Genomic DNA, 19915 nt, shown 5'->3' with positions numbered 1-19915 from the left:
ACTCACCGTGCGCGTTCGGACGTGTTCGGTTGTTGCCCTCCGGGCGGCGGGAGGACACTGAATCCATGGCCTCCGAGCACGCGGACGACGAACATCAGGCCGGACCCGACCTGGTGGAACAGGCGTTCCAGCAGGCGTCGTACTCGATGTCCGTGTTCGACATCGAGCAGCGGTACCGGCGGCTCAACGACGTGGCCTGCCAGGTGATGGGCGCCGAGGAGCACGCGCTGCTCGGCCGGGTCTTCCCGCACGGGGTCCCGGAGGACGTGGACTGGCGCGGCACGCTCCAGGCGCTGAAGGACGTGGCCGCGACGGGCAAGCCCGCGCACTACGAGAGCTTCACCCGGGCCCCCTCCGGGATCCGCGAGCACGCCTGGAACCTGGAGCTGTGGCCCGTCCGGGACGCCTCCGGCGAGGTGCGCGCGGTCGGGATGGCCGGGTTCGACAGCAGCGAGCAGCACTGGGCACGGCAGCGGCTCGCGGTGCTCGACGAGGCGGCCGTGTCCATCGGCACCAGCCTGGACCTCGACCGCACCGCCCAGGAACTCGCCGACCTGGTCGTTCCCCGGTTCGCCGACTTCGCCAGCGTCGACCTGCTGGAGGCGGTCATGCGCGGCGACGAGCCCGCCGAGGCGGGGCCGGACGGCGAGGTCGTGCTGCGCCGCCTCGCCCACGCCTCCGGCTCGGAGTGGGTGCCCGGCGCGGTGATGGGGCTGGGCGCCACGGACACGTACCCGCCGTACTCCCCGCCCGCGAGGGCGCTGCGCACCGGACAGACGGTGCTCAGCCGCAGCGGCGCCCCCGACTTCGACCACTGGATGGCGAGCGCGCCCGAACGGGCCGAGAGCCTGCGCGGAACCGTCGTCACCTCGCTGGTCGCGGTGCCGCTCATCGCACGCGGTACGACCCTCGGGGTCGCCGTCCTGCTCCGCACCCGGGACGACGTCTTCAACGAGGACGACTTCGTCCTGGCGAAGGAACTGGCGAGCCGCGCCGCCCTGTGTGTCGACAACGCCCGCCGCTACACCCGCGAGCGCACCACCGCCCTCGCCCTCCAGGAGAGCCTGCTGCCGCGCGGCCCCTCCCGGCAGTCGGCGGTGGACGTCGCCTCCCGCTATCTGCCGACCGACTCCCGCGCGGGCGTCGGCGGCGACTGGTTCGACGTCATCCCGCTGTCGGGCGCCCGCGTCGGCCTGGTCGTCGGCGACGTGGTCGGCCACGGCATCCAGGCCTCGGCGACCATGGGCAGACTGCGTACGGCGGTCCAGACCCTGGCCGACGTCGACCTGCCGCCCGACGAACTCCTGGCCCACCTCGACGACCTGGTCCTGCGCCTCGCCGCCGACGACGACAGTGACGCCAGCGACGCGCGGATCGGCGTCGGAGCCACCGGGGCGACCTGTCTGTACGCCGTCTACGACCCGGTCTCCCGCGAGCTGGCCGTCGCCAGCGCCGGCCATCCGCCACCCGTGCTGGTCCTGCCGGACGGCGACACCAGGGTCGTGGACGTCGCCGTCGGGCCGGTGCTCGGCGTCGGCGGCCTGCCCTTCGAGACCACCGAGAGCCTCCTGCCGGAGGGCACCCTCGTCGCCCTGTTCACGGACGGGCTGGTGGAGGCCACCGAGCGTGACGCCGACCTCGGGATCGCCCTGCTCGCCCGGACCCTGGCCGACGGCGACGACACCCGCCCGCTGGAGGACCGCTGCGACCAGGTCCTGTCCGCCCTGCTGCCGACCCACCCGAGCGACGACGTGGCCCTGGTGCTGGCCCGCACCCGCGCCCTGGACGCGGACCACGTCCGCGTCTGGGACCTGCCCGCCGACTTCGAGGTGGTCGCCGAGGCCCGCAGACGTGCCGTCGCCCAGCTGACGGAGTGGGGCCTGGACGAGGCCGCGTTCGTCACCGAACTGGTCGTCAGTGAACTGGTCACCAACGCGATCCGCTACGGCGCCGACCCGATCCAGCTCCGGCTGATCCACGACCGCACGCTCATCTGCGAGGTCTCCGACGGCAGCTCCACCTCACCGCATCTGCGCCGGGCCAGGATCTCCGACGAGGGCGGCCGGGGCCTCCTCCTCGTCGCCCAGCTCACCACCAGCTGGGGCACCCGGCACACCAGGAACGGCAAGACGATCTGGGCGGAACAGGCCCTGACCTGACCGCTCCCGCCGAGCCTCAGGAGACGGCCGTACGCAGCCGCTCCGGGACCGCCCACCACTGGTCCGGACGGTCCACGACGACGGCCTCCGGCCCGGTCTCGAGGAACCGGGCGAGCCGGAAGAGGTACGCCGCGATGCCCGCCGCGCCCTGCATCCACGTGGTGCCCGGGGGCAGCAGCGGGTCCTCCTTGCGGTACTCGACGAAGCGCCAGCGGGCGCCCGCACCGTCCCGGACGGCCCGCTCCACCAAGGCGTCGCCCATCACCCGGGCCGCCCGGACGAGCGTGTCGGCGGCATCCGGGTCCTGACTGTCCTGGGCCGCGTCCAGGAGTACGTCGCCCACGCCCGCGGTGCCGCAGCAGCGGCCGTCGTTGTCCCAGAAGCCGGGGCGCAGGCGCTGCGGGACGCCCGAGGTGAGGATCGAGGTCAGACAGCGCCGCCGCAGCTCGCCGACGCCGAGGCCCGACACCTCCGTCACGCCCGCGTGGGCCAGCGCCGAGAACAGGTGCGAGGTGCCCGCCGGGCCGTGGCACCACGTGTACGTCAGGGGCTCGACCTCCCGCTTCGACGGCGGGATCGTGTGCGGGACGATGAAGCCGCCGTCGTCCAACAGGCCCACGGACAGCACATGTCGGGCTCCCCGCACCGCCGCCTCGACGAAGTCCTTGCGGCCGAGCGCCGCCCCTGCCACGGCCAGCGCGGAGGCCACTCCGGCGGTGCCGTGGGAGTAGTTCGGCGCCCGCCACTCCGTGGTCGCGCCGATGCCCCAGTCCAGGCCCGCCGCCGTACGGTCCGCGACCCGCAGCAGCGCCTCGCAGCCCGTCGTCGCGATCGACTCGGCGTGCTCGCCGCCCGCCCAGACGGCGGTCAGCACCACACCCGCGGTGCCCATGATGATGTCGTTGAGGGGCGCGTCGGAACCGGCTTCGAAGCTGACCGTGGTCTTCCAGCCGTCGGGGGTTGCCAGTTCGGCCAGCCGTCGCAGCGCGACCGACTCCGATCCCGGTTCGAGCAGCCTCAGCGCGGTGACGTCACCGGCCAGCCCCTCGTACAGCGAGGGTTCCGTACGGTCCCGGGCCGCCGCCGACAGCCTGTTGACGATCCCGGCCGCCAACGACCGCTCCCGCTCGGTGAGTTCGCGGTGCCGGGCGATCTCCGCCAGGACGGGGGCCAGGCCCGCGATGCCCGCGTACAGGGAGTCCCGGTCCTCCGCGGGGGAGGGGCCCGGACCGTCCTGTGCCGAGTCCTCGGACACCGTCTCCGGCAGCCAGGGTCCGTCGTCGTCGCGGATCCGGTCCAGCACCCACGACCAGGCGGCCTCGCCCAACTCCCGGTAGCTGTCGTACGAGTTGCTCGACCTGCTCGATTCGTTCGTCTCCGGCACCCGGTCACGCTACAGCCGCACCGTCGCCGCGGGTAGGCGCCCACGGGCCGAGGAAGGTCAAGGAAGGTTCAGTACGGGGTGGCGGCGGAGGCTTAGGTCCATGGGCCGAGACGGATCGGGACCGGGGTCGGGTGCCGGCCCCGGGCCGCGTCACTAGCGTGGGCGATCAGCCACGGTGAGGAGAGCGATGCCCGGCAGCGGCTACACGTACGTCTGTGAGTTCGACGCGTTGAAGGAGGGCGTCCCCCAGCGGTTCGAGGCGGAAGGCGTTCCCGTCTGCCTCGTGCTGACCGGCCAGCGGGTGTTCGCCATCCACGACGTCTGCTCGCACAGCGCCGTCTCGCTCTCCGAGGGCGAGGTGGACGGCCTCACGGTCGAGTGCTGGCTGCACGGCTCCCGCTTCGACCTGCGCACCGGGCAGCCCCTCGACCGGCCGGCGACCCGTCCCGTCCCCGTGTACCCGGTGGAGGTCGAGGACGGAGGCGTGTACGCACACGTCGTACCGCGGACCGGACCGTGACGCGGACGCCGCCCGACGCCACCGCGGAGCGCGCCGACGCCACCCGTAACCGCGCCCGGCTGCTGGCGGCTGCGGCCCTGCTGGTCGCCGACCGGGGAGCGGAGCATGTGACGATGCACGAGGTCGCGCGGGCGGCCGGGGTCGGCAAGGGCACGCTCTTCCGCCGGTTCGGCGACCGCGACGGACTCCTGCTGGCCCTGCTGGACGAAGCCGAGGCGGAGTTCCAGGAGGCGTACACCTCCGGCCCCCCTCCGCTGGGCCCGGGAGCACCGCCGAGAGAACGGCTGACGGCGTTCGGCTCCGCCCTGATCGAGCGCATCACCGACGACGCGGACCTGGGCGCCGCGCTGGGCCGCCAGATCCTCTGCGAACGCCGCATCGCCTCGGAAGCCTGCCGCGCCTTCCAGCACCACGTGGAATCCCTCCTGCGCGAGGCGAAGACCGAGGGGGACCATGCCGTACTCGCCCACGCCCTCCTCGCCTTCGTGAGCTTCGAGAGCGTGGACCACCTGCGCGAGCGCCGGATCAGCGGCGCACGGCTGCGGGCGACCTGGGCGGACCTGGTGGAGCGGCTGACCTCCGGGTCGACCGGGTAAGGAGCCCTACATCCCGCGCTCGGACATCCCGTGCACGGGATGGGATCGTGCCCAAGCTCCGCTCTCGTGTGCATGACGAACGGGCCGTAGCGGGCCATCGGCACGCGGAGCGGCCGGCGCCCGGCCCAGCCGGACCGGAGGACACCGAGACCCGAGAGCCGAGACGGACGTCACACCTGGCTTTCTGTCACGTATCGCCGTGCGGGTCCGGTCAGTAGGGGTGAATCCGCAACATGACACGGAGTTCACCGTGGAATCGCTTCTCAACCACTACGGAAACCCACTCGCGGGGCAGAACGGCAGCACCGGCATGCGCGCGATGATCGGCCGGGACGAGGAACTGCGAACCCTCCGTGGGGCGTTGGCGGACGCGGCGGCCGGGCGCGGCGGCGCGCTGCTGGTCCACGGCACCCCCGGCGTCGGCAAGTCGGCTCTGCTGCGCACGGTCGGCGCCGAAGCCGCCGGGAGCGGTTTCAGGGTGCTGAGCGCATCCGGCGTGGAGTCCGAGCTGTGGCTGCCGTTCGCCGCACTGCAACTGCTGCTGCAACCGGCCGCCGACGGCATCGACAACCTGCCGGCCCCGCACCGACTGGCGCTGAGCGGCGCGTTGAGCGCCACGGAGGCCGAGCCCCACATCTTCCAGGTCGGCATGGCCGTACTCGAACTCCTCGCCGACGCGGCCGACCGGCAGCCACTTCTGCTGCTTGTCGACGACCTCCAGTGGGTCGATTCCTCCAGCCGGGACGTGCTCAGGTTCGTCGCCCGGCGCACCCGCGACCTCCCCGTACTGATGATCGTCGCCTCCCGGATCCACCACCCCGAAGCCAACAGCCTGAGTGCGCACCCGGACCTCCAGCTGGAGCCGCTCGGCCGGACGGCCGCCGCCGAACTGCTCGACGCCGGCGCCCCCGGCCTGCCGGCGCCGGTGCGGGCACTCGTCCTGGAGCGCGCGGCCGGTAACCCACTGGCCCTGGTCGAGCTGCCCAGGGCGGTGAAGGCCATGCCCACGGAGCCGGACGATCTGCCGCTGCCGCAACGGCTGGAGGAGGCGTTCGCCGCGCGTACCGACTCGGCGAGCCGGGAGTGCCGTACGTTCCTCCTGGCTCTGGCCGCCGAGCCGAACGCCCCGCTGAACCGGCTGCTTGACGTGTCGAGCCGTCTCTCCGGTTCGACGGTTTCCGTGGACACCGTGCAGGAGGCCGTCGACGCGGGCCTGGTGACCTTGGTCGGCCGTAGCCTCGAATTCCGGCATCCGCTGATGCGCTCGGCGATCCACACCCGCGCCACGGTGGCCGACCGGCTGGCCACCCACCGTGCCCTCGCCGAGGTGATGGACGACATGCCCGAGCGCCAACTCGTCCACCTGGCCGCCTCCACGCTCGGCCTGGACGAGGAACTGGCCGCCCGGCTGGAGCGTTTCGCCGACGCGTCGCAGGCCCGGGGCAAAGTGGCGGCCGCCGTCCCCGCCCTGCGCCGGGCGGCCGACCTCGTCCATGACGTGCACCGCCGGACCGGCATCCTCATCCGGGCGGTGGAGCTTGCCGCCGAGATCAACGACCGCGTCCACACCCAGCTGTTGCTGGACCGCGCCGACATGCGCGAGCTGGGCCCACTGGAGCGGGCCCGCCTCATGGTGGTGTCCGACAGAGCCGCGTTCGACCCGGGCGAACCGCATCGACGTATCCGGGAGATGGTCACCACGGCGGCCGGGGCGTTCGACGCGGGAGGCGCGGACACCGCCGAGAACCTGCTGTGGCGTGCGGCCGCACGATGTTTCTTCCAGGACGGCGACGCACAGGTGCGCGCCGAGACGGCGGCCGAACTGGCTCGCTGCGACCCCGATCCGGACGACCCGCACGCGCTGACGGTACGGGCGTACACCGAGCCGTACCGGCACGGGGCCGAGGTGCTCGCGCGGCTCGACGACCTCGAACCGGACAGCCAGGACGGCCGGATCCTGCACTTCCTCGGCAGCGGCGCGATGGTCCTGGGCGACACCACCCGCGCCGCTCGGTACCTGTCGCTGGCGGCCGCGGTGTGGCGGTCGCAGGGCAGACTCGGGCTGCTGGCCCGCTCGCTGGCCGGCAGCTGGCCACGGGTGTACCTCGGTCAGCTCGACCGGGCCCGCGAGGAATCCGGCGAAGGGCTCGCCCTGGCCGAGGAGACCGGGGAACGGATCGTCTGGCTGGGCCTGAAGGCGACGGTGGGCCTGGTGGCGGCGCTGCGCGGGGAGACCGAGGCCGCGGCGCGTACGATCCGTGAACTCCGCGCCCACGTACTGTTCCCCGGCATGCCGTTCGCCACGGTGATGGCACAACAGGTCGACGGCCTGCTCGCCCTTTTCGACGGCCGCACGACCGAGGCGTACGACCTTCTCGCGCGCGCGTTCGATCCGGCCGACCCGCACTACCACTCCGTGAGCCGCTGGCTGCTCGCGCCGGATCTGGCGGACGCCGCAGTGGCCGCCGGCACTGTCCCGCAGGCCCGGGAACTGCTGGCGGAACTACCGGAACTGGCCCGCCGACTGCCTTCGGAAATGATGGTGGTCGCACACGCCTACACCGACGCCGTGCTGGCTCCCGACGACACGGCGGAGGAGCGCTACGCCGCCGCACTCACCGCGCTGCCCGCCGGCTGGACGCTGTCGCGGGCCCGGCTGCACCTGCACCACGGCCGCTGGCTGCGCCGCCGACGCCGCAACGTGGACGCCCGGAACCCGTTGCGCACCGCCCGCGACGAGTTCGACCAGGTCGGCGCCCAGCCCTGGGCCGAGCTGGCCCGCGAGCAACTGCGTGCCGCCGGCGAGTCGAGCCGTCGGCGGCACGCGAACACCGCCGAGCAGCTGTCGGCGCAGGAGATGCAGATAGCCGTACTGGCGTCACAAGGGCTGAGCAACCGGGAGATCGGCCGGCGCCTGTTCATCTCCCACCGCACCGTCGGGGCCCACCTGTACCGGATCTATCCCCGCCTGGGCATCACGAGCCGGGGCAAGCTCGCCGGCGTGCTCGCCGCTCTCCAGCCCGCTGGAGCGGGAGGGAACGGCCGGATCCCTCTGTGATCCCCTGGTCGGTGAGGGTGGCCCGATGCGTATGAGGGTCGCGCGTGTCTCCTCGGTCAACCCGCCCCAGATGCCATGCCTTTCCCGGTGGCTCAGCGCGTACCGCCGACAGGGAGTCCGCACCGGGCACCGGGCGCAGATCGACAACGCCCGCTGGACGGTGGCCTCGTCGCCCGGAGGCGGGAAGAAGGTCTCGATGGCGGTGCCGCGGCAGTACGCGGCCTGCCACCAGCTCACCGGCAAGTGGGTGTTCGGTGCCGTCGTCATCCCATCTCCTCCAGTTTCCTGCCGTTGGTCTCGCGCACCAGGCCGGCGACGAAGACGAAGGAGAGCAGGGCGAAGCACGCGTAGAGGCCGTAGGTGGACGACAGGCTCCAGTCCGACATCCGGGGGAAGCTCTCGGTGACGGCCCAGTTGGCGATCCAGTTGGCGGCGGTCGCCACCGACATCGCGGCGGCGCGGATCCGCAGCGGGAACATCTCGCCGACCATCACCCAGAGCACCACGCCCCAGGAGACCGCGAAGAAGAAGACGAAGGCGTGGGCGGCGATCAGCGCGACGGTCCCCTGGGCATCGGGGATGGACAGAGTGCTGCCGCTGCCTGTCCGGTACGAGAAGGCCCAGGCGGCGAAGGCCAGCGAGACGGCCATGCCCAGCGAGCCGGTCAGCGCGAGCGGTCTGCGGCCGACCCGGTCGATCAGGAGCATGGCCACGACCGTCCCGACGATGTTGATGATCGACGTCGACAGGCTGATCAGCAGGGAGCTCGACTGGTCGATGCCCACCGACTGCCACAGCAGCGACGAGTAGTAGAAGATGACGTTGATTCCGACGAGTTGCTGGAAGACCGCGAGCCCGATGCCGGCCCACACGATCGGCAGCAGCCCGAAGCGGCCGTCGAGCAGATCGCGTACCCGAGGCTTGTGGCCGGTGCGGAGCGCGTGCTGGATCTCGGCGATCCGGTCGTCGGTGCCGGTCTGCGTTCCCCCTAGGTCGCGCAGTGCCGCGCGGGCCTGGACCAGACGGCCCGTGGCGACGAGGAAGTGCGGCGACTCCGGGATCCGGAGGGTGAGGAACCAGTAGGCGAGTGCCGGTACGACAGCGGCCATGAGCATCCACTGCCAGGCGTGCAGGGGCCCCAGCGGGTTCTCGCTCTTCCCGTCGGCGCCTTGGGCGATCGCCCAGTTGACGAGCTGGGAGGCGGTGATCCCCAGCACGATGGCCGCCTGCTGGAACGACGCGAGCCGGCCGCGGTGGTCGGCCGGCGCGACCTCGGCGATGTAGCTGGGCCCGATCAGCGAGGCGAGGCCGATCGCCATGCCGCCGACGACCCGCCAGGCGCCCAGGTCCCAGGCGGAGAAGGGCATCGACGAGCCGAGCGCGCTGATCGCGAAGAGGGCGGCGGCCAGGTGCATCACCCGCAGCCGGCCGACGCGGTCGGCGAGGCGCCCCGCGACGGCGGCTCCGAAGGCGGAACCGAGCAGCGCGGAGGCCACGATGGTGCCCGTCTGGCCGGCGCTGACGTCGAAGCGGTGCTGGATTCCGGTGACGGCGCCGTTGATGACGGCGCTGTCGTAGCCGAACAGGAAGCCGCCGAGCGACGCGGCTGCCGAGATGTAGGTGATGCGCCGGAGATCGGATGCGGGGGGTGTGGCCACGGGCGGGGCCGACCCCGCGGGAGTGGCGTTCGCGGTCATGGACAGGACTCCTTCACAGGACCGGGTTCGCGGGGCGCGCAGGCGGGGGTTCCCGGGCCGGGCGGGCACACCGGTCGTACGGGCGTGGATCGAAGTGGGTTGAGGAAGTGGTTTGAGCAAGTGGATTGAACAAGTGGATAGAACAAGTGGGATGAGCAAGTGGGTCGAGGGCGACGGCTGCCTGGCGCCTCGGCGCTGCCCTTCGGGCACGGCCCGGAGCCCCGGCCGTCGGCCTCGACTGGGCGAGCGCGGCTGTCAGCGGCCGGCCGCCGGGAACGAGATGAGTTCGTGGAGACGGGCGAGGTTCGCCGCGCCGACGAGGCCCGCGTCCTGTCCGACGGTGGCCGTGCGGACCTCGGCGTAGGCCCGGTACGCGCCGCCGCCCAGGGCCCGGCGATAGGCGACCTCGGCCGGACGCCGGATCAGCTCCCCGGTGTCGCCGAGGCCGCCGCCGATGACGAGGACGGACGGGTCGAGGATGGAGGCGAGGTCGGCGAGGGCCTGACCCAGCCAGCGACCCGATCGCGCGAACACGTCGAGGGCGAACGGGTCGCCGCGCCGGGCGGCCTCGGTCACATGGCGCCCGTGCAGACCGGACGGGGTGCCGTCGCCCAGCGCGAGCACCGCCGCCGCGTACGCCGGATCGGCGGCCGCCAGCTCGCGGGCACGGCGGGTGTGGGCCGCTCCGCTCGCGTACTGCTCCATGCAGCCGTGCTGACCGCAGGGGCACGGGAGACCGTCGGGGACCGCCCGGTAGTGGCCGATCTCGCCCGCCATGCCGAAGGGTCCGCGCAGGAGCCGGCCTCTGCTGATGATGCCTCCGCCGAAGCCGGTGCCCGCGGTGACCATCAGCATGTCCTCGTGCCCGGCACCGGCTCCGTGGATGAACTCGCCCCACGCGGCGGCGTTGGCGTCGTTCTCGACGACGACCGGAAGCCGCGTGGCCTCCTGGACGATGTCCCGGATCGCCTTGTCCTGCCGGCCCAGGTCGGGCGCGAAGCGCACGGTCGAGCGTGCCGCGTCCACGTATCCCGCGGCCCCGATTCCCACCGCCCGGACACCGTCCCAGCCCTGGCGCACTCGCTGGACCGCCTCGGCGATCGCCCCGGCGATCCGGTCAGGGTCCCGAGGGGTGGGGATGCGCACCCGGGAGACGACCGCCCCGCCGGGGTCGACCGTTCCGGCGGCGATCTTCGTGCCGCCGAGGTCGACTCCCACGGTCAGACCACCGGTCTGCTCGGTGGAGGGCTGTCCGCGGTACTCGCGCAGGGAGATCGTCACGGCGTTCCTTTCATCGTGTCGACGCCCCGGAGCCGACGGTCGCGACCGGTCCGGGGATCACCTCAGCCTCCTTGTTCCGGCGACGAGTTGCCTAAGTCGTTCGACTGCGTTTCGTACCGGCAGTCGAACCGTGAAGGCCGCCGAGTCGTTTGACTGATGACGGAACTCTCCGCGCCATCGAGGATCGTGAGGCGATGACTCGCGCAGCCCCTTGATCGCACCGGTTTACCGAGCGGTGATGTGATGAGAGAACATGACAGTCTCACTCTGGTGGTGTCCCGGATACTTGTCCGCCTGGTCGTCGCCGAGGGCGTGGACCGGCCCGTGATGGTCGACCTCTGTTACAAGTGCACCGATCCGTACGCGGTGTCCTTGACGTTCCACGTGAGTGCCGAGGACAGCGTGCGATGGGTGTTCGGCCGCGATCTCCTCCTGGCCGGACAACAAGGACTCACCGGCGCCGGCGACGTCCAGGTCTGGCCGTCACGATGCTCCTGGGTCAGGAAGACGTGCATCGCGCTGCGCCAGTCCCCGGGGAAGGGCGAGGTCGTCGTGGCGGCCTCGGCACGAGCCCTGGACGCCTTCCTCCTGCGCACCCTCGCGGTGGTACCCACCGGCACCGAGGACCGCCACCTGGACCTGGACGGAACCGTCCACCAACTACTGGGCGGCCCAGGAGAGGCGCATCGATAGACCGCATCGACAGGCCGCATCGACAGACCGCATCGACAGGCGCTGCCACACTCGGTGGCAGCGCCTTCTCGGAAAACCGTCAGATGTCGCGGAAGATCTCGATCTGCGCCCCCACCGAGTTGAGCCGCTCCGCCAGGTCCTCGTACCCGCGGTTGATGACGTACACGTTCCGCAGTACGGACGTGCCGTCCGCCGCCATCATCGCCAGCAGGACCACCACGGCCGGTCGCAGTGCGGGCGGGCACATCATCTCGGCCGCTCGCCAGCGGGTCGGGCCCTCCACCAGGACCCGGTGCGGGTCGAGGAGTTGGAGGCGTCCGCCGAGGCGGTTCAGGTCGGTGAGGTAGATCGCGCGGTTGTCGTAGACCCAGTCGTGGATGAGGGTCTTGCCCTGGGCCGATGCCGCGATGGCCGCGAAGAACGGCACGTTGTCGATGTTCAGGCCCGGGAACGGCATCGGGTGGATCTTGTCGATCGGCGCCTCCAGCTTGGAGGGCCGGACCGTCAGGTCGACCAGGCGCGTACGGCCGTTGTCGGCGACGTACTCGTCCGTACGGTCGTGGTCGAGCCCCATCTCCTCCAGGACCGCCAGCTCGATCTCCAGGAACTCGATCGGCACCCGGCACACGGTCAGTTCGGACTCGGTGACGACCGCCGCCGCCAGCAGGCTCATCGCCTCGACCGGGTCCTCGGAGGGCGAGTAGTCGACGTCCACGTCGATGGTCGGTACGCCGTGCACGGTGAGCGTCGTCGTGCCGATGCCCTCGACCCGTACGCCCAGCGCCTCCAGGAAGAAGCACAGGTCCTGGACCATGTAGTTGGAGGACGCGTTACGGATGACGGTCACGCCCTCGTGCCGGGCGGCGGCGAGCAGCGCGTTCTCGGTGACGGTGTCCCCGCGCTCGGTCAGTACGATCGGGCGGCCGGGGGAGACCGACCGGTCGACCTGGGCGTGGTAGAGCCCCTCGGTCGCCGCGATGTCGAGGCCGAACCGGCGCAGCGCGATCATGTGCGGCTCGATGGTCCGCGTACCGAGGTCGCAGCCACCGGCGTACGGCAGCTGGAAGCGGTCCATACGGTGCAGCAGCGGGCCGAGGAACATGATGATCGAGCGCGTACGGCGGGCCGCCTCGGCGTCGATGGCCTCCATGTCCAGCTCGGCGGGCGGCACGATCTCCAGGTCGACACCGTCGTTGATCCACCGGGCGCGTACACCGATCGAGCCGAGTACCTCCAGTAGGCGGTACACCTCCTCGATACGGGCGACCCGGCGCAGCACGGTGCGCCCCTTGTTGAGCAGCGAGGCGCACAGCAGCGCGACACAGGCGTTCTTGCTGGTCTTGACGTCGATCGAGCCGGAGAGGCGGCGACCGCCGACCACCCGCAGATGCATCGGACCCGCGTACCCCAGGGAGACGATCTCGCTGTCGAGCGCTTCACCGATTCGGGCGATCATCTCAAGGCTGATGTTTTGATTGCCGCGTTCGATGCGATTGACGGCGCTCTGGCTGGTGCCGAGTGCGTCGGCGAGCTGCGTCTGTGTCCAGCCCCGATGCTGCCTGGCGTCACGGATGAGCTTGCCGATACGTACGAGGTAGTCGTCTGCCATGGGGTTGAGGCTATCTCAGATATGAGATGGCGCCTTCTGGGGAGTCCGTGTGGGTGACGGACCGTCAGTTGTTGCCGGTTCCCGGACGGTCGTCAGTGGCGTTTCTTGGTGCGTGTGCGACGCCAGCCGAACGGTCCGGGCAGGTCCATCGAGGTCGTACGGCGTCCTGTGCTGCTGTGGGTGCGCCGCGGCCCGTGGTCGCCGCCGGACGTGATCGACCAGGAGCGCCTGTTGATGTTCAGCCGGACGCCCGGGAGGATGCGGAAGCTCTTGCGGAATGTGAGTGCCATGGGCGTCGGGTACCCCGGATCGGCGTGGTGATGGCCGCAACACCCCTCCTTTCAGGCGCCCGCGCCGCCGTCGACCGGCACGATCGCGCCCGTCACCATCGACGCGCGGTCGCTGAGCAGCCAGGCGGCGACCTCGGCCACCTCGTGGGGCTCGGCCATGCGGCCGAGCGGGATCGACGTGGTGATGCGCTCGACGATGCCCGGGGTGGCCGCCTCCCACGCGTCGATCATCTCCGTGGCGGTGCCGCCGGGGGTGATGCCGTTCACCCGGATGCCCTCAGGGCCCCAGCTCGCGGCAGCGGTCTCGGTGATGCTGTTGAGCGCGCGCTTCATGGCGCCGTACGCGGGGAGGGCCGGGTTCGCGCGGCGGCTGCCGATGCTCGACGTATTGACGATCGCCCCGCCACCGCCGCGTCGCATGAGTGCGGCCTCGGCGTTCATGGCCGTCCAGTGCGAGCGGAAGTTCACGGCGAACTGCTCGTCGATGTCGTCGTCGCTCGTGGTGTCGAGCGGGCCGGGATGCTGGATCGTCGCGCCGTTGTTGAAGGCGCCGTCGAGTCGTCCGTGCAGCTCCTCCACGCGGTCGACGGCCGCGCGGATGCTCGTACGGTCGGCGAGGTCCAGGGTGACGGCGTCGGCGGCGCCGCCGTCGGCGCGGATCTCGGTGACGATGTCGTCGAGGGCCTTGGTGCTGCGGGCGGCCAGCACGACGGCGGCGCCCTCGGCGGCGAAGAGCCGGGCCGCGGCCGCCCCGATGCCACGGCTGGCGCCGGTGATGAGCACGACCTTGCCGGTGAGCAGGCCGATCGGGGTGGAGGTGGAGGTGGAGGTGATGGCGGGGCTGGTGTTGTTGTCGGTTGTCATGCCAACAGCGTGCGCGGCCCCAGGAACCGGATACAGGCACAAGCGGTACCAGGATCCGGCGCCGTTCTGCGTGCAGACTCGGGGTATGGACAAGCAGGAACTCGGGGCGTTTCTCCGCAGCCGGCGCGAGCGGCTGCGGCCGGAGGACGTCGGCCTCCCCTCCGGACCGCGACGCCGGACACCGGGGCTGCGCCGTGAGGAGGCCGCGGTCCTCGCGCACATCTCCACGGAGTACTACGTCCGGCTCGAACAGGGCAGGGCGCCACGGCCGTCGGGCGAGGTCCTCGCCGGGATCGCTGGCGCGCTGCGGCTCACCGACGCCGAGTCCGACCACCTCCACGTCCTCGCGGGCACCGCGCCGATCCGCACCCGGCTGCACCGGCGCGATGTCCGCCCGAGCGTCCTCGCGCTCCTCGAACGGCTGCCGCAGACGGCCGGGTTCGTCGTCTCCGCCGCGTTCGAGGTGCTCGCGTGGAACGACCTCGCGGCCGCGCTCATGGAGGACTTCGCCCAACTCGCCCCCGAGGACCGCAATCTCGCGCGCCGGGCGTTCCTCGGACCGACGCGACCCGACACACCGCTGTACGGGATCTCCGACGCCGCCGAGTTCCGGCACCACGTCGTCATGGAACTCCGCGCCACCCTCGCCCGGTACCCCTCCGATCCCGCGGTGACCGGCCTCGTCGACGAACTGCGCGACGGCAGCCCCGACTTCGCCCGGCTCTGGGAGCGGCACGACGTCCAGGCCGCGCCGATGCTCACGAAGACCTTCCGGCACCCGGTCGTCGGGGAGGTCACCGTCGACTGCGACAGACTCACGCTCACGGACCGCGACCAGCATCTCGTGCTCTACAGCGCGCCGCCGGGATCGCCCGGCGCCGAGGCGCTGGCGCTTCTGAACGTGCTGGGAGCCGGGGCCGGCGAATATCGGCGCTGAGCGCTCCGCCGGATGTACCGTGACGGGTTGTCTTTCGGCTTGTCTTTCGGCTGCGGCACCGTCGTGGCTGGTCGCGCCCACGCAGCGGTAGCTGCAAATTCGACACAGCCCCGCGCCCCTCGGCCGCGTCGCCGGACCGCGGTCGACTTCACCGGCACCGGGTCCGCTCAGCGCAGCGGTCGGATGTCCGGCCACGGCGAACACCGTCGCAGGCTGGGGCGACTTGCTGATCCGGTCGCCGGGGTGCCCCTGCGGACACGGCCGGTTGCCCGAGTGGCCGGAGGCGGGGGGCTTCCCCGCGGCCCGGTGTCAGTCCTCGGCCGTAGCGTGTGCCGCGTGACCCAACTCATGCAGACGTACTCCTACTTACGGCCCTCGGCCGTGCACGAGACCACGGCCGGACGCACCCTCGCGCTGGAGACCTCCGGCGGTGCCACCCCGGCCGGTGAGGCGGCCAACCCCCGGTTCTTCAGCGGATTCCTGACCGCGCCGACCGCCGCCGCGACGGCGTTGCTCGCGGTCGCCGACGTGGCCGCCGCCCGCTACTACCGGCCGGGCGCCAACACCTCGCTCGATCCGGTGGTGACGGCCGACGGCGACCGGCTGCGGCTCGAGTCCTTCTCCGGCTGCTGCGGTGTGTACGCCCGTCTCGACGTCCTCGCTCCCGGCCTCGACGGTGACGACGTCGGCCACGGCACCACGAACGTGGACGTCAACCCGCCGCTGCGGCGGGCGCTGGCCGGGCTCGGTGGGCTCGACCCCCTCCATCTGGCCGTCGGGCCCGAGGAGTTGACCGTCAAGACCTTCGACGGCGAGTTCGTGGAGAAGAAGGTCCCGCTGCCGGAGCGCTGGCTGCGCGGCTTCGCCGAGGCCCAGGTGCTCGCGGCGCGCTTCGCCCTGCGCGCCGAGGTGCCCGCCGTGGAGGCGGCCGCTCTGCTGCGGGCGCTGCCCCGGCCCACCCAGCGGTCCGACGCCCGTACGACCCGCTGGATCGTGCCCGCGGGCCGCACCCTGCGTCCCACGACCAGGCCGGCACCGGGGGCCGTGTGCCTGCCCGGCCCCGAGCGGCTGCTGACCCTCCGTACGGTCCTGCGGCACGCGACGACCGTACGGGTGTACGCACCGGACGCCGTCGACTCCCCGGACGGGACGACCTCCGCCGCCTGGGAGGTCGAACTGCCGGGCATGCGGCTGACGTTGATGCTCTCCCAGAGCGCCTCGCGCGGCTTCTCCGGCGAGGGCGGAGTCCTGAACGACCTCGCCACCGGGCCCTCGGCGGCGGACGCGGAACAGGTCGCCGAACTGCTGGCCTGGGAACCGCGGATCGACGTCACCGAGCTGTCGGCGCAGGCAGGCCTGCCCGCCGACCGTGTACGCGCCGCGCTCACGGTGCTGGGCACGTCCGGCCAGATCGGCTACGACCTCGCCGAGGAGGCGTACTTCCACCGCCACCTGCCCTACCGCGCGGCCGCCGCCGAGACCCGCAACCCCCGACTGCGCGGCGCACGGGCACTCGTCGCGGACGGCGCGGTACGGCTAGAAGGCCCCCTGACCCGCGTCGGAAAGGGCGACGACGCCCACGTGGTCCGCACCGACGACGAGTCGGGCCAACTGAGCTGCACCTGCTTCTGGTGGGCGAAGTACCGGGGCGGACGCGGCCCCTGCAAGCACGTGCTCGCGGCGGGCATCGCGCGCGGCGCGGCGGCGGACACGGAAGCGGAAGCTGCCGTGGAAGCCGTGGGGTCGGCTTCCGCCGTGGGGTCGGCTTCCGCCGTGGGGTCGGCTTCCGCCGTGGGGTCGGCTTCCGCCGTGGGGTCGGCTTCCGCCCCACCCCCACCCCCACCTTCACCAACCGCCACAACAACCCCCGCACGATCGGAGACCGCCCGATGAACCTGGTCCACCTCGCGGAAGAGGGCGATGTCGATGCGGTGCTCCGGGAACTCGCCGCTCTGACGCCGGACGAGCGCGCGGCGCAGGCCGAGGCACTGGAGGCTCGGCGTGCGGCGTTGCGGGCCGGCTGGTTCCACGACGTCACGGAGGAGGGGAAGGCCGCCCAGCTCGCCGCCGAGTTCGGCTGCCGTACCGACCCCGCGGACGCGGCCGAATGGATCCTGCGGCCCGAGAACGACAGGCACGCGGTTCGGCTGCCCCTCGACGGCGTCTGGGTGCTCGACGTCGTGAACCTCCACCCCGTCGACTGGCGGGCCGAGCTGGCCGCACAGCTCGCCGAGCGGTTGATCCCTGGGCAGGGCCTCAGGTCCGACCTCGTCGAACACCTCGTCCTCGACACGGGCTGCCCCGTCCCGACCACCGACGGGTTCATCGACAACTGGCTGCGCTGGCGCGACAGCACCTGGACGCATCCCGAACATCTGCGCGGCGGGCCCCGGCCCGGCGCCACCTTCCTGGAGCGGCTGCGCGCGGACGAGCTGACGCCGTTGCTCCTCCCGCTGGTGCTGGAGCGACCGGGCGTGCACCTCGGCGCGGGCTCGTTCTTCCACATGCTCAGCCGCAGAGGCCTGGCGTACATCATGGAGGACACCAGGCTCGGCGTGTTCATCACCTTCTCCAAGGAGGGCCTGGTGGACCGCGCCGCGCTGGTCCGGCGCGTCTTCGCCGACCTGGCCGCCGCCGGCTGGGGGCGGGACGCCGCTGTCGCGCTCACCCAACTCGCCCTCACCCCGGCGGAACACGCCGCCACAACCCGTGAACGCGTCGCGCTCGCCGAGCCGTTGGTCGCCCAGCTGCTCCAGGACGGCACGCGCGACGAGACCGCGCCGCCGCTCGAGTACCTGCGCGCCCTCGCCCTCACCCCGGCCGAGAGCGCGCCCGCGCTCCGGGACCATGTGGCGCTGCTCGACCTGTCGATGCCGGTGGCCGGCTACGCCCAGGAGGTCCTGATCGGCCTGGACGAGGCCGGGCTGCTGGAGCCCGACGTGCTCACCGAGATGTGCGAACGGGTCCTGCTCCGCCCGGAGAAGAAGCTGGTCCGCGCCCAGCTCACCCGGCTCGACCGCGCGGCCCGGAAGGACCCCGCGCGAGCCGCCCGTACCGTGCTCGACGCGGCGACGGCCCTCGACCACCGGGAGGTCGACCTCCAGGAACGCGCCCTCGCCGTGATCGCCCGGCACCTCAAGGCCGCGGGCGACTCGGTCCTGCCCGAGCTGCGCACGGCAGCCGCACGGATCAACCCCGCCCTCGCGGGCCGCGCCGCCGAACTCCTCGGCACCGCGCCGGACCGCCTCACCGACCAGTACGCCGACACGCTGCCCGCCGTGCCCGAGCCCCGCCCGGTGCCGGGACCCATCGGGACGGCCGTGGAGGTCGCCGAGGAGCTGGCCGCGGTCGTCGCCGACGACAAGGACGTGGTGACGTTCGAGCGGGTCCTGGACGGCCTGGTCCGGCACGCCCACCTCGACCGGGACGCGCTGGCCCAGGCGCTGAAGCCGGTCATGCGCAAGGAACCCCGTGAGTCCATCGACGTCACCCAGTCCGACGTATACGACGTGGCCAGGGCGCTGCGGGGCGACGAGCCGAGGCAGCGCCACTTCACCTACCGCCACAGGTTCAACCACGCCTCCCCGGCCGGGGAGCTGCTGAGGGCGCGGCTGACCGAGGCGCTCGACATCATCGAGGCCGGCACACAGCCGTTCCTGCTGGCCGTGCCGACCGACGCCACGGGAGCGCTGGACGCCACCGAACTCGTACAGCGGATCTCGGTGCTCGACGGGCTCGGCATCACGCCCGCGCCCGTCGACCTGGCCCAGGCGCTGCTGCGTGTCACCCCGACCGCCGACGAGAAGGTGCTCGACGCGGCCGGGGAACTGGCGTCCGACGCCGGGCAGCGGCTCGCCCAGTGGCTGCGCGAGGGCGGTCTGCCGCACCGGGACTCCGCCCCCGAGGACGACGCCGACTCGGGCAGGCACCCGTCGGAGCTGGTGAAGCACATACACCCCGAGCCGGCCCCCGGCCCCCCGCTGCTCCCGGCCGCCGAGAGCCTGATCGGGCCGCACGAGGACAACTGTCTCCACGACCCGATGGTCCCCTTCTGGCTCGCCCAGCTGCCCCACCACCGCGAACTCGTCCTGGCCCGCGACTACTTCAGGTACCGCGCGTCCATGCGGGGCTGGGCCCGCGCCCTGCCGTTCGCCGCGGAGTCCGGCGGCCCGGCGGGATTCGCGCTGCACACGGCCGTGGCGTCCACCCTCGCGTACGACCAGCAGGGCGAGCGCGACGCGGCCGTGGACGCGCTCCTCGTGCTCGCCGGGCGGGGCCGGCTGGACACCGGCCTGCTCGGCCGCCGGCTGGGCGACATGCTGCGCGCCAACTGGGTCGAGGCGAACCGGGTGACCGCGTCCCTGCGCACGGCTGCCGAGACCGGCGCGTACGCCACGATCTGGTCGGTCCTCGAAGCCGCCCTGCCCCTTCTGCTGCGCGACCCCGTCGTCCGGGGCACCGGAGCCCTGCTCGCCCTCGGCATCGACTGCGCCTCCCGCTGCGCGGCCAAGGGCGAGATACCCGAGGTCACGACGGCCGCCGCGCGCACCGGATCGAGCCAGGTGGTGAAGAACGCGCGCCTGCTCCGCGACGTACTGGGCTGACCGGCCCGGCCACCGCGGGGGACATCACCGCGCGGTGGCCGCCGTACGGTCGGGCACATCACACGGCGGCCGGGCATGACCATCCGCCACCCATGTACTAGAGTTATCTCGACATCGAGATATCTGCCGGGCGTACCGCGGCCCACTCCACTGCCGGTTCAGCGGTAAGGCTTACCTAACTTAGCCTTACCTTAGCGGATCGGCCAAGTAGGCGTGGCGGCAG

General features: G+C 72.3%; 14 protein-coding genes and 1 pseudogene. 8 read left to right on the top strand and 7 right to left on the bottom strand.

All coding sequences use genetic code 11. The features are described from left to right. Nucleotides 1-65: 65 nt before the first annotated feature. Nucleotides 66-2159, top strand: coding sequence for a SpoIIE family protein phosphatase (locus tag OG787_RS10185; RefSeq protein WP_405534981.1), 2094 nt, complete (start codon nt 66-68; stop codon nt 2157-2159). A gap of 16 nt (nt 2160-2175) precedes the next feature. Here the strand turns inward: OG787_RS10185 and OG787_RS10180 are convergent, their stop codons facing one another. After that, nucleotides 2176-3543, bottom strand: coding sequence for a lanthionine synthetase LanC family protein (locus OG787_RS10180; protein ID WP_405534980.1), 1368 nt, complete (start codon nt 3541-3543; stop codon nt 2176-2178). A 187-nt stretch (nt 3544-3730) separates the two neighbouring features. On the opposite strand from OG787_RS10180, the gene OG787_RS10175 reads away from it, so the two are divergent. The 3 genes from OG787_RS10175 to OG787_RS10165 all read left to right on the top strand — a co-directional run bounded on the left by OG787_RS10175 (nt 3731) and on the right by OG787_RS10165 (nt 7717). Then, nucleotides 3731-4063, top strand: coding sequence for a non-heme iron oxygenase ferredoxin subunit (locus OG787_RS10175; RefSeq protein WP_369029443.1), 333 nt, complete (start codon nt 3731-3733; stop codon nt 4061-4063). After that, nucleotides 4060-4659 carry a TetR/AcrR family transcriptional regulator gene (locus tag OG787_RS10170; RefSeq protein WP_405534979.1) on the top strand — a complete coding sequence of 200 codons (600 nt, stop codon included), beginning with the start codon at nt 4060-4062 and terminating at the stop codon, nt 4657-4659. The genes OG787_RS10175 and OG787_RS10170 overlap by 4 nt, the downstream gene beginning before the upstream one ends. Nucleotides 4660-4909: 250 nt before the next feature. Next, the gene (locus tag OG787_RS10165) at nt 4910-7717 is read left to right on the top strand and encodes an AAA family ATPase (RefSeq protein ID WP_369029445.1); all 2808 of its coding nucleotides are present in this window, start codon (nt 4910-4912) and stop codon (nt 7715-7717) included. A 45-nt stretch (nt 7718-7762) separates the two neighbouring features. Here the strand turns inward: OG787_RS10165 and OG787_RS10160 are convergent. The 3 genes and pseudogenes from OG787_RS10160 to OG787_RS10150 all read right to left on the bottom strand — a co-directional run. Further along, nucleotides 7763-7984: pseudogene (locus OG787_RS10160) on the bottom strand (WhiB family transcriptional regulator); the annotation flags it as partial. Further along, a complete protein-coding gene (locus tag OG787_RS10155) occupies nt 7981-9414 on the bottom strand; it encodes a sugar porter family MFS transporter (RefSeq protein WP_405534978.1) in 1434 nt (477 codons plus the stop codon). The gene OG787_RS10155 and the pseudogene OG787_RS10160, both read right to left, overlap by 4 nt. Nucleotides 9415-9669: 255 nt before the next feature. After that, a complete protein-coding gene (locus tag OG787_RS10150) occupies nt 9670-10689 on the bottom strand; it encodes an ROK family glucokinase (RefSeq protein WP_405540458.1) in 1020 nt (339 codons plus the stop codon). Between the two features lie 249 nt (nt 10690-10938). Between OG787_RS10150 and OG787_RS10145 the strand changes: the two genes are divergently transcribed. Beyond that, a complete protein-coding gene (locus OG787_RS10145; protein ID WP_405534977.1) occupies nt 10939-11388 on the top strand; it encodes an SsgA family sporulation/cell division regulator in 450 nt (149 codons plus the stop codon). A gap of 79 nt (nt 11389-11467) precedes the next feature. On the opposite strand, the gene OG787_RS10140 is transcribed toward OG787_RS10145, so the two are convergent. The 3 genes from OG787_RS10140 to OG787_RS10130 all read right to left on the bottom strand — a co-directional run bounded on the left by OG787_RS10140 (nt 11468) and on the right by OG787_RS10130 (nt 14151). After that, nucleotides 11468-12997 carry a helix-turn-helix domain-containing protein gene (locus OG787_RS10140; protein WP_405534976.1) on the bottom strand — a complete coding sequence of 510 codons (1530 nt, stop codon included), beginning with the start codon at nt 12995-12997 and terminating at the stop codon, nt 11468-11470. Between the two features lie 92 nt (nt 12998-13089). Further along, nucleotides 13090-13287: a DUF4236 domain-containing protein gene (locus OG787_RS10135; RefSeq protein ID WP_369029479.1), complete on the bottom strand. Its 198-nt coding sequence runs from the start codon at nt 13285-13287 to the stop codon at nt 13090-13092. Between the two features lie 51 nt (nt 13288-13338). Further along, on the bottom strand, nt 13339-14151 hold the full coding sequence (locus tag OG787_RS10130) for an SDR family NAD(P)-dependent oxidoreductase (RefSeq protein ID WP_405534975.1): 813 nt from the start codon (nt 14149-14151) through the stop codon (nt 13339-13341). An 85-nt stretch (nt 14152-14236) separates the two neighbouring features. Between OG787_RS10130 and OG787_RS10125 the strand changes: the two genes are divergently transcribed. From OG787_RS10125 to OG787_RS10115, 3 genes are all read left to right on the top strand, one after another. Then, nucleotides 14237-15088, top strand: a complete 852-nt coding sequence (locus tag OG787_RS10125) for a helix-turn-helix transcriptional regulator (RefSeq protein ID WP_405534973.1) — start codon at nt 14237-14239, stop codon at nt 15086-15088. Between the two features lie 348 nt (nt 15089-15436). Next, nucleotides 15437-16981: an SWIM zinc finger family protein gene (locus OG787_RS10120; RefSeq protein ID WP_405540457.1), complete on the top strand. Its 1545-nt coding sequence runs from the start codon at nt 15437-15439 to the stop codon at nt 16979-16981. Continuing rightward, nucleotides 16978-19692, top strand: a complete 2715-nt coding sequence (locus tag OG787_RS10115) for a DUF6493 family protein (protein ID WP_405534972.1) — start codon at nt 16978-16980, stop codon at nt 19690-19692. Before OG787_RS10120 ends, OG787_RS10115 begins: the two co-directional genes overlap by 4 nt. Nucleotides 19693-19915 lie beyond the last annotated feature (223 nt).

Origin of the sequence: Streptomyces sp. NBC_00075 (assembly GCF_045041225.1) — a bacterium.
Lineage (GTDB): Bacteria > Actinomycetota > Actinomycetes > Streptomycetales > Streptomycetaceae > Streptomyces > Streptomyces adonidis.
The sequence above is the reverse complement of the archived record's forward strand: the minus strand, read 5'-3'. Positions and strand labels throughout refer to the sequence as shown.

Excerpts from the sequence above, each read along its gene's own strand:
- OG787_RS10185 (WP_405534981.1), top strand. The coding sequence starts at position 66 with ATGGCCTCCGAGCACGCGGACGACGAACATCAGGCCGGACCCGACCTG.
- OG787_RS10175 (WP_369029443.1), top strand. The coding sequence starts at position 3,731 with ATGCCCGGCAGCGGCTACACGTACGTCTGTGAGTTCGACGCGTTGAAG.
- OG787_RS10155 (WP_405534978.1), bottom strand. The coding sequence starts at position 9,414 with ATGACCGCGAACGCCACTCCCGCGGGGTCGGCCCCGCCCGTGGCCACA.
- OG787_RS10145 (WP_405534977.1), top strand. The coding sequence starts at position 10,939 with ATGAGAGAACATGACAGTCTCACTCTGGTGGTGTCCCGGATACTTGTC.
- OG787_RS10140 (WP_405534976.1), bottom strand. The coding sequence starts at position 12,997 with ATGGCAGACGACTACCTCGTACGTATCGGCAAGCTCATCCGTGACGCC.
- OG787_RS10135 (WP_369029479.1), bottom strand. The coding sequence starts at position 13,287 with ATGGCACTCACATTCCGCAAGAGCTTCCGCATCCTCCCGGGCGTCCGG.
- OG787_RS10130 (WP_405534975.1), bottom strand. The coding sequence starts at position 14,151 with ATGACAACCGACAACAACACCAGCCCCGCCATCACCTCCACCTCCACC.
- OG787_RS10125 (WP_405534973.1), top strand. The coding sequence starts at position 14,237 with ATGGACAAGCAGGAACTCGGGGCGTTTCTCCGCAGCCGGCGCGAGCGG.
- OG787_RS10120 (WP_405540457.1), top strand. The coding sequence starts at position 15,437 with ATGCAGACGTACTCCTACTTACGGCCCTCGGCCGTGCACGAGACCACG.
- OG787_RS10115 (WP_405534972.1), top strand. The coding sequence starts at position 16,978 with ATGAACCTGGTCCACCTCGCGGAAGAGGGCGATGTCGATGCGGTGCTC.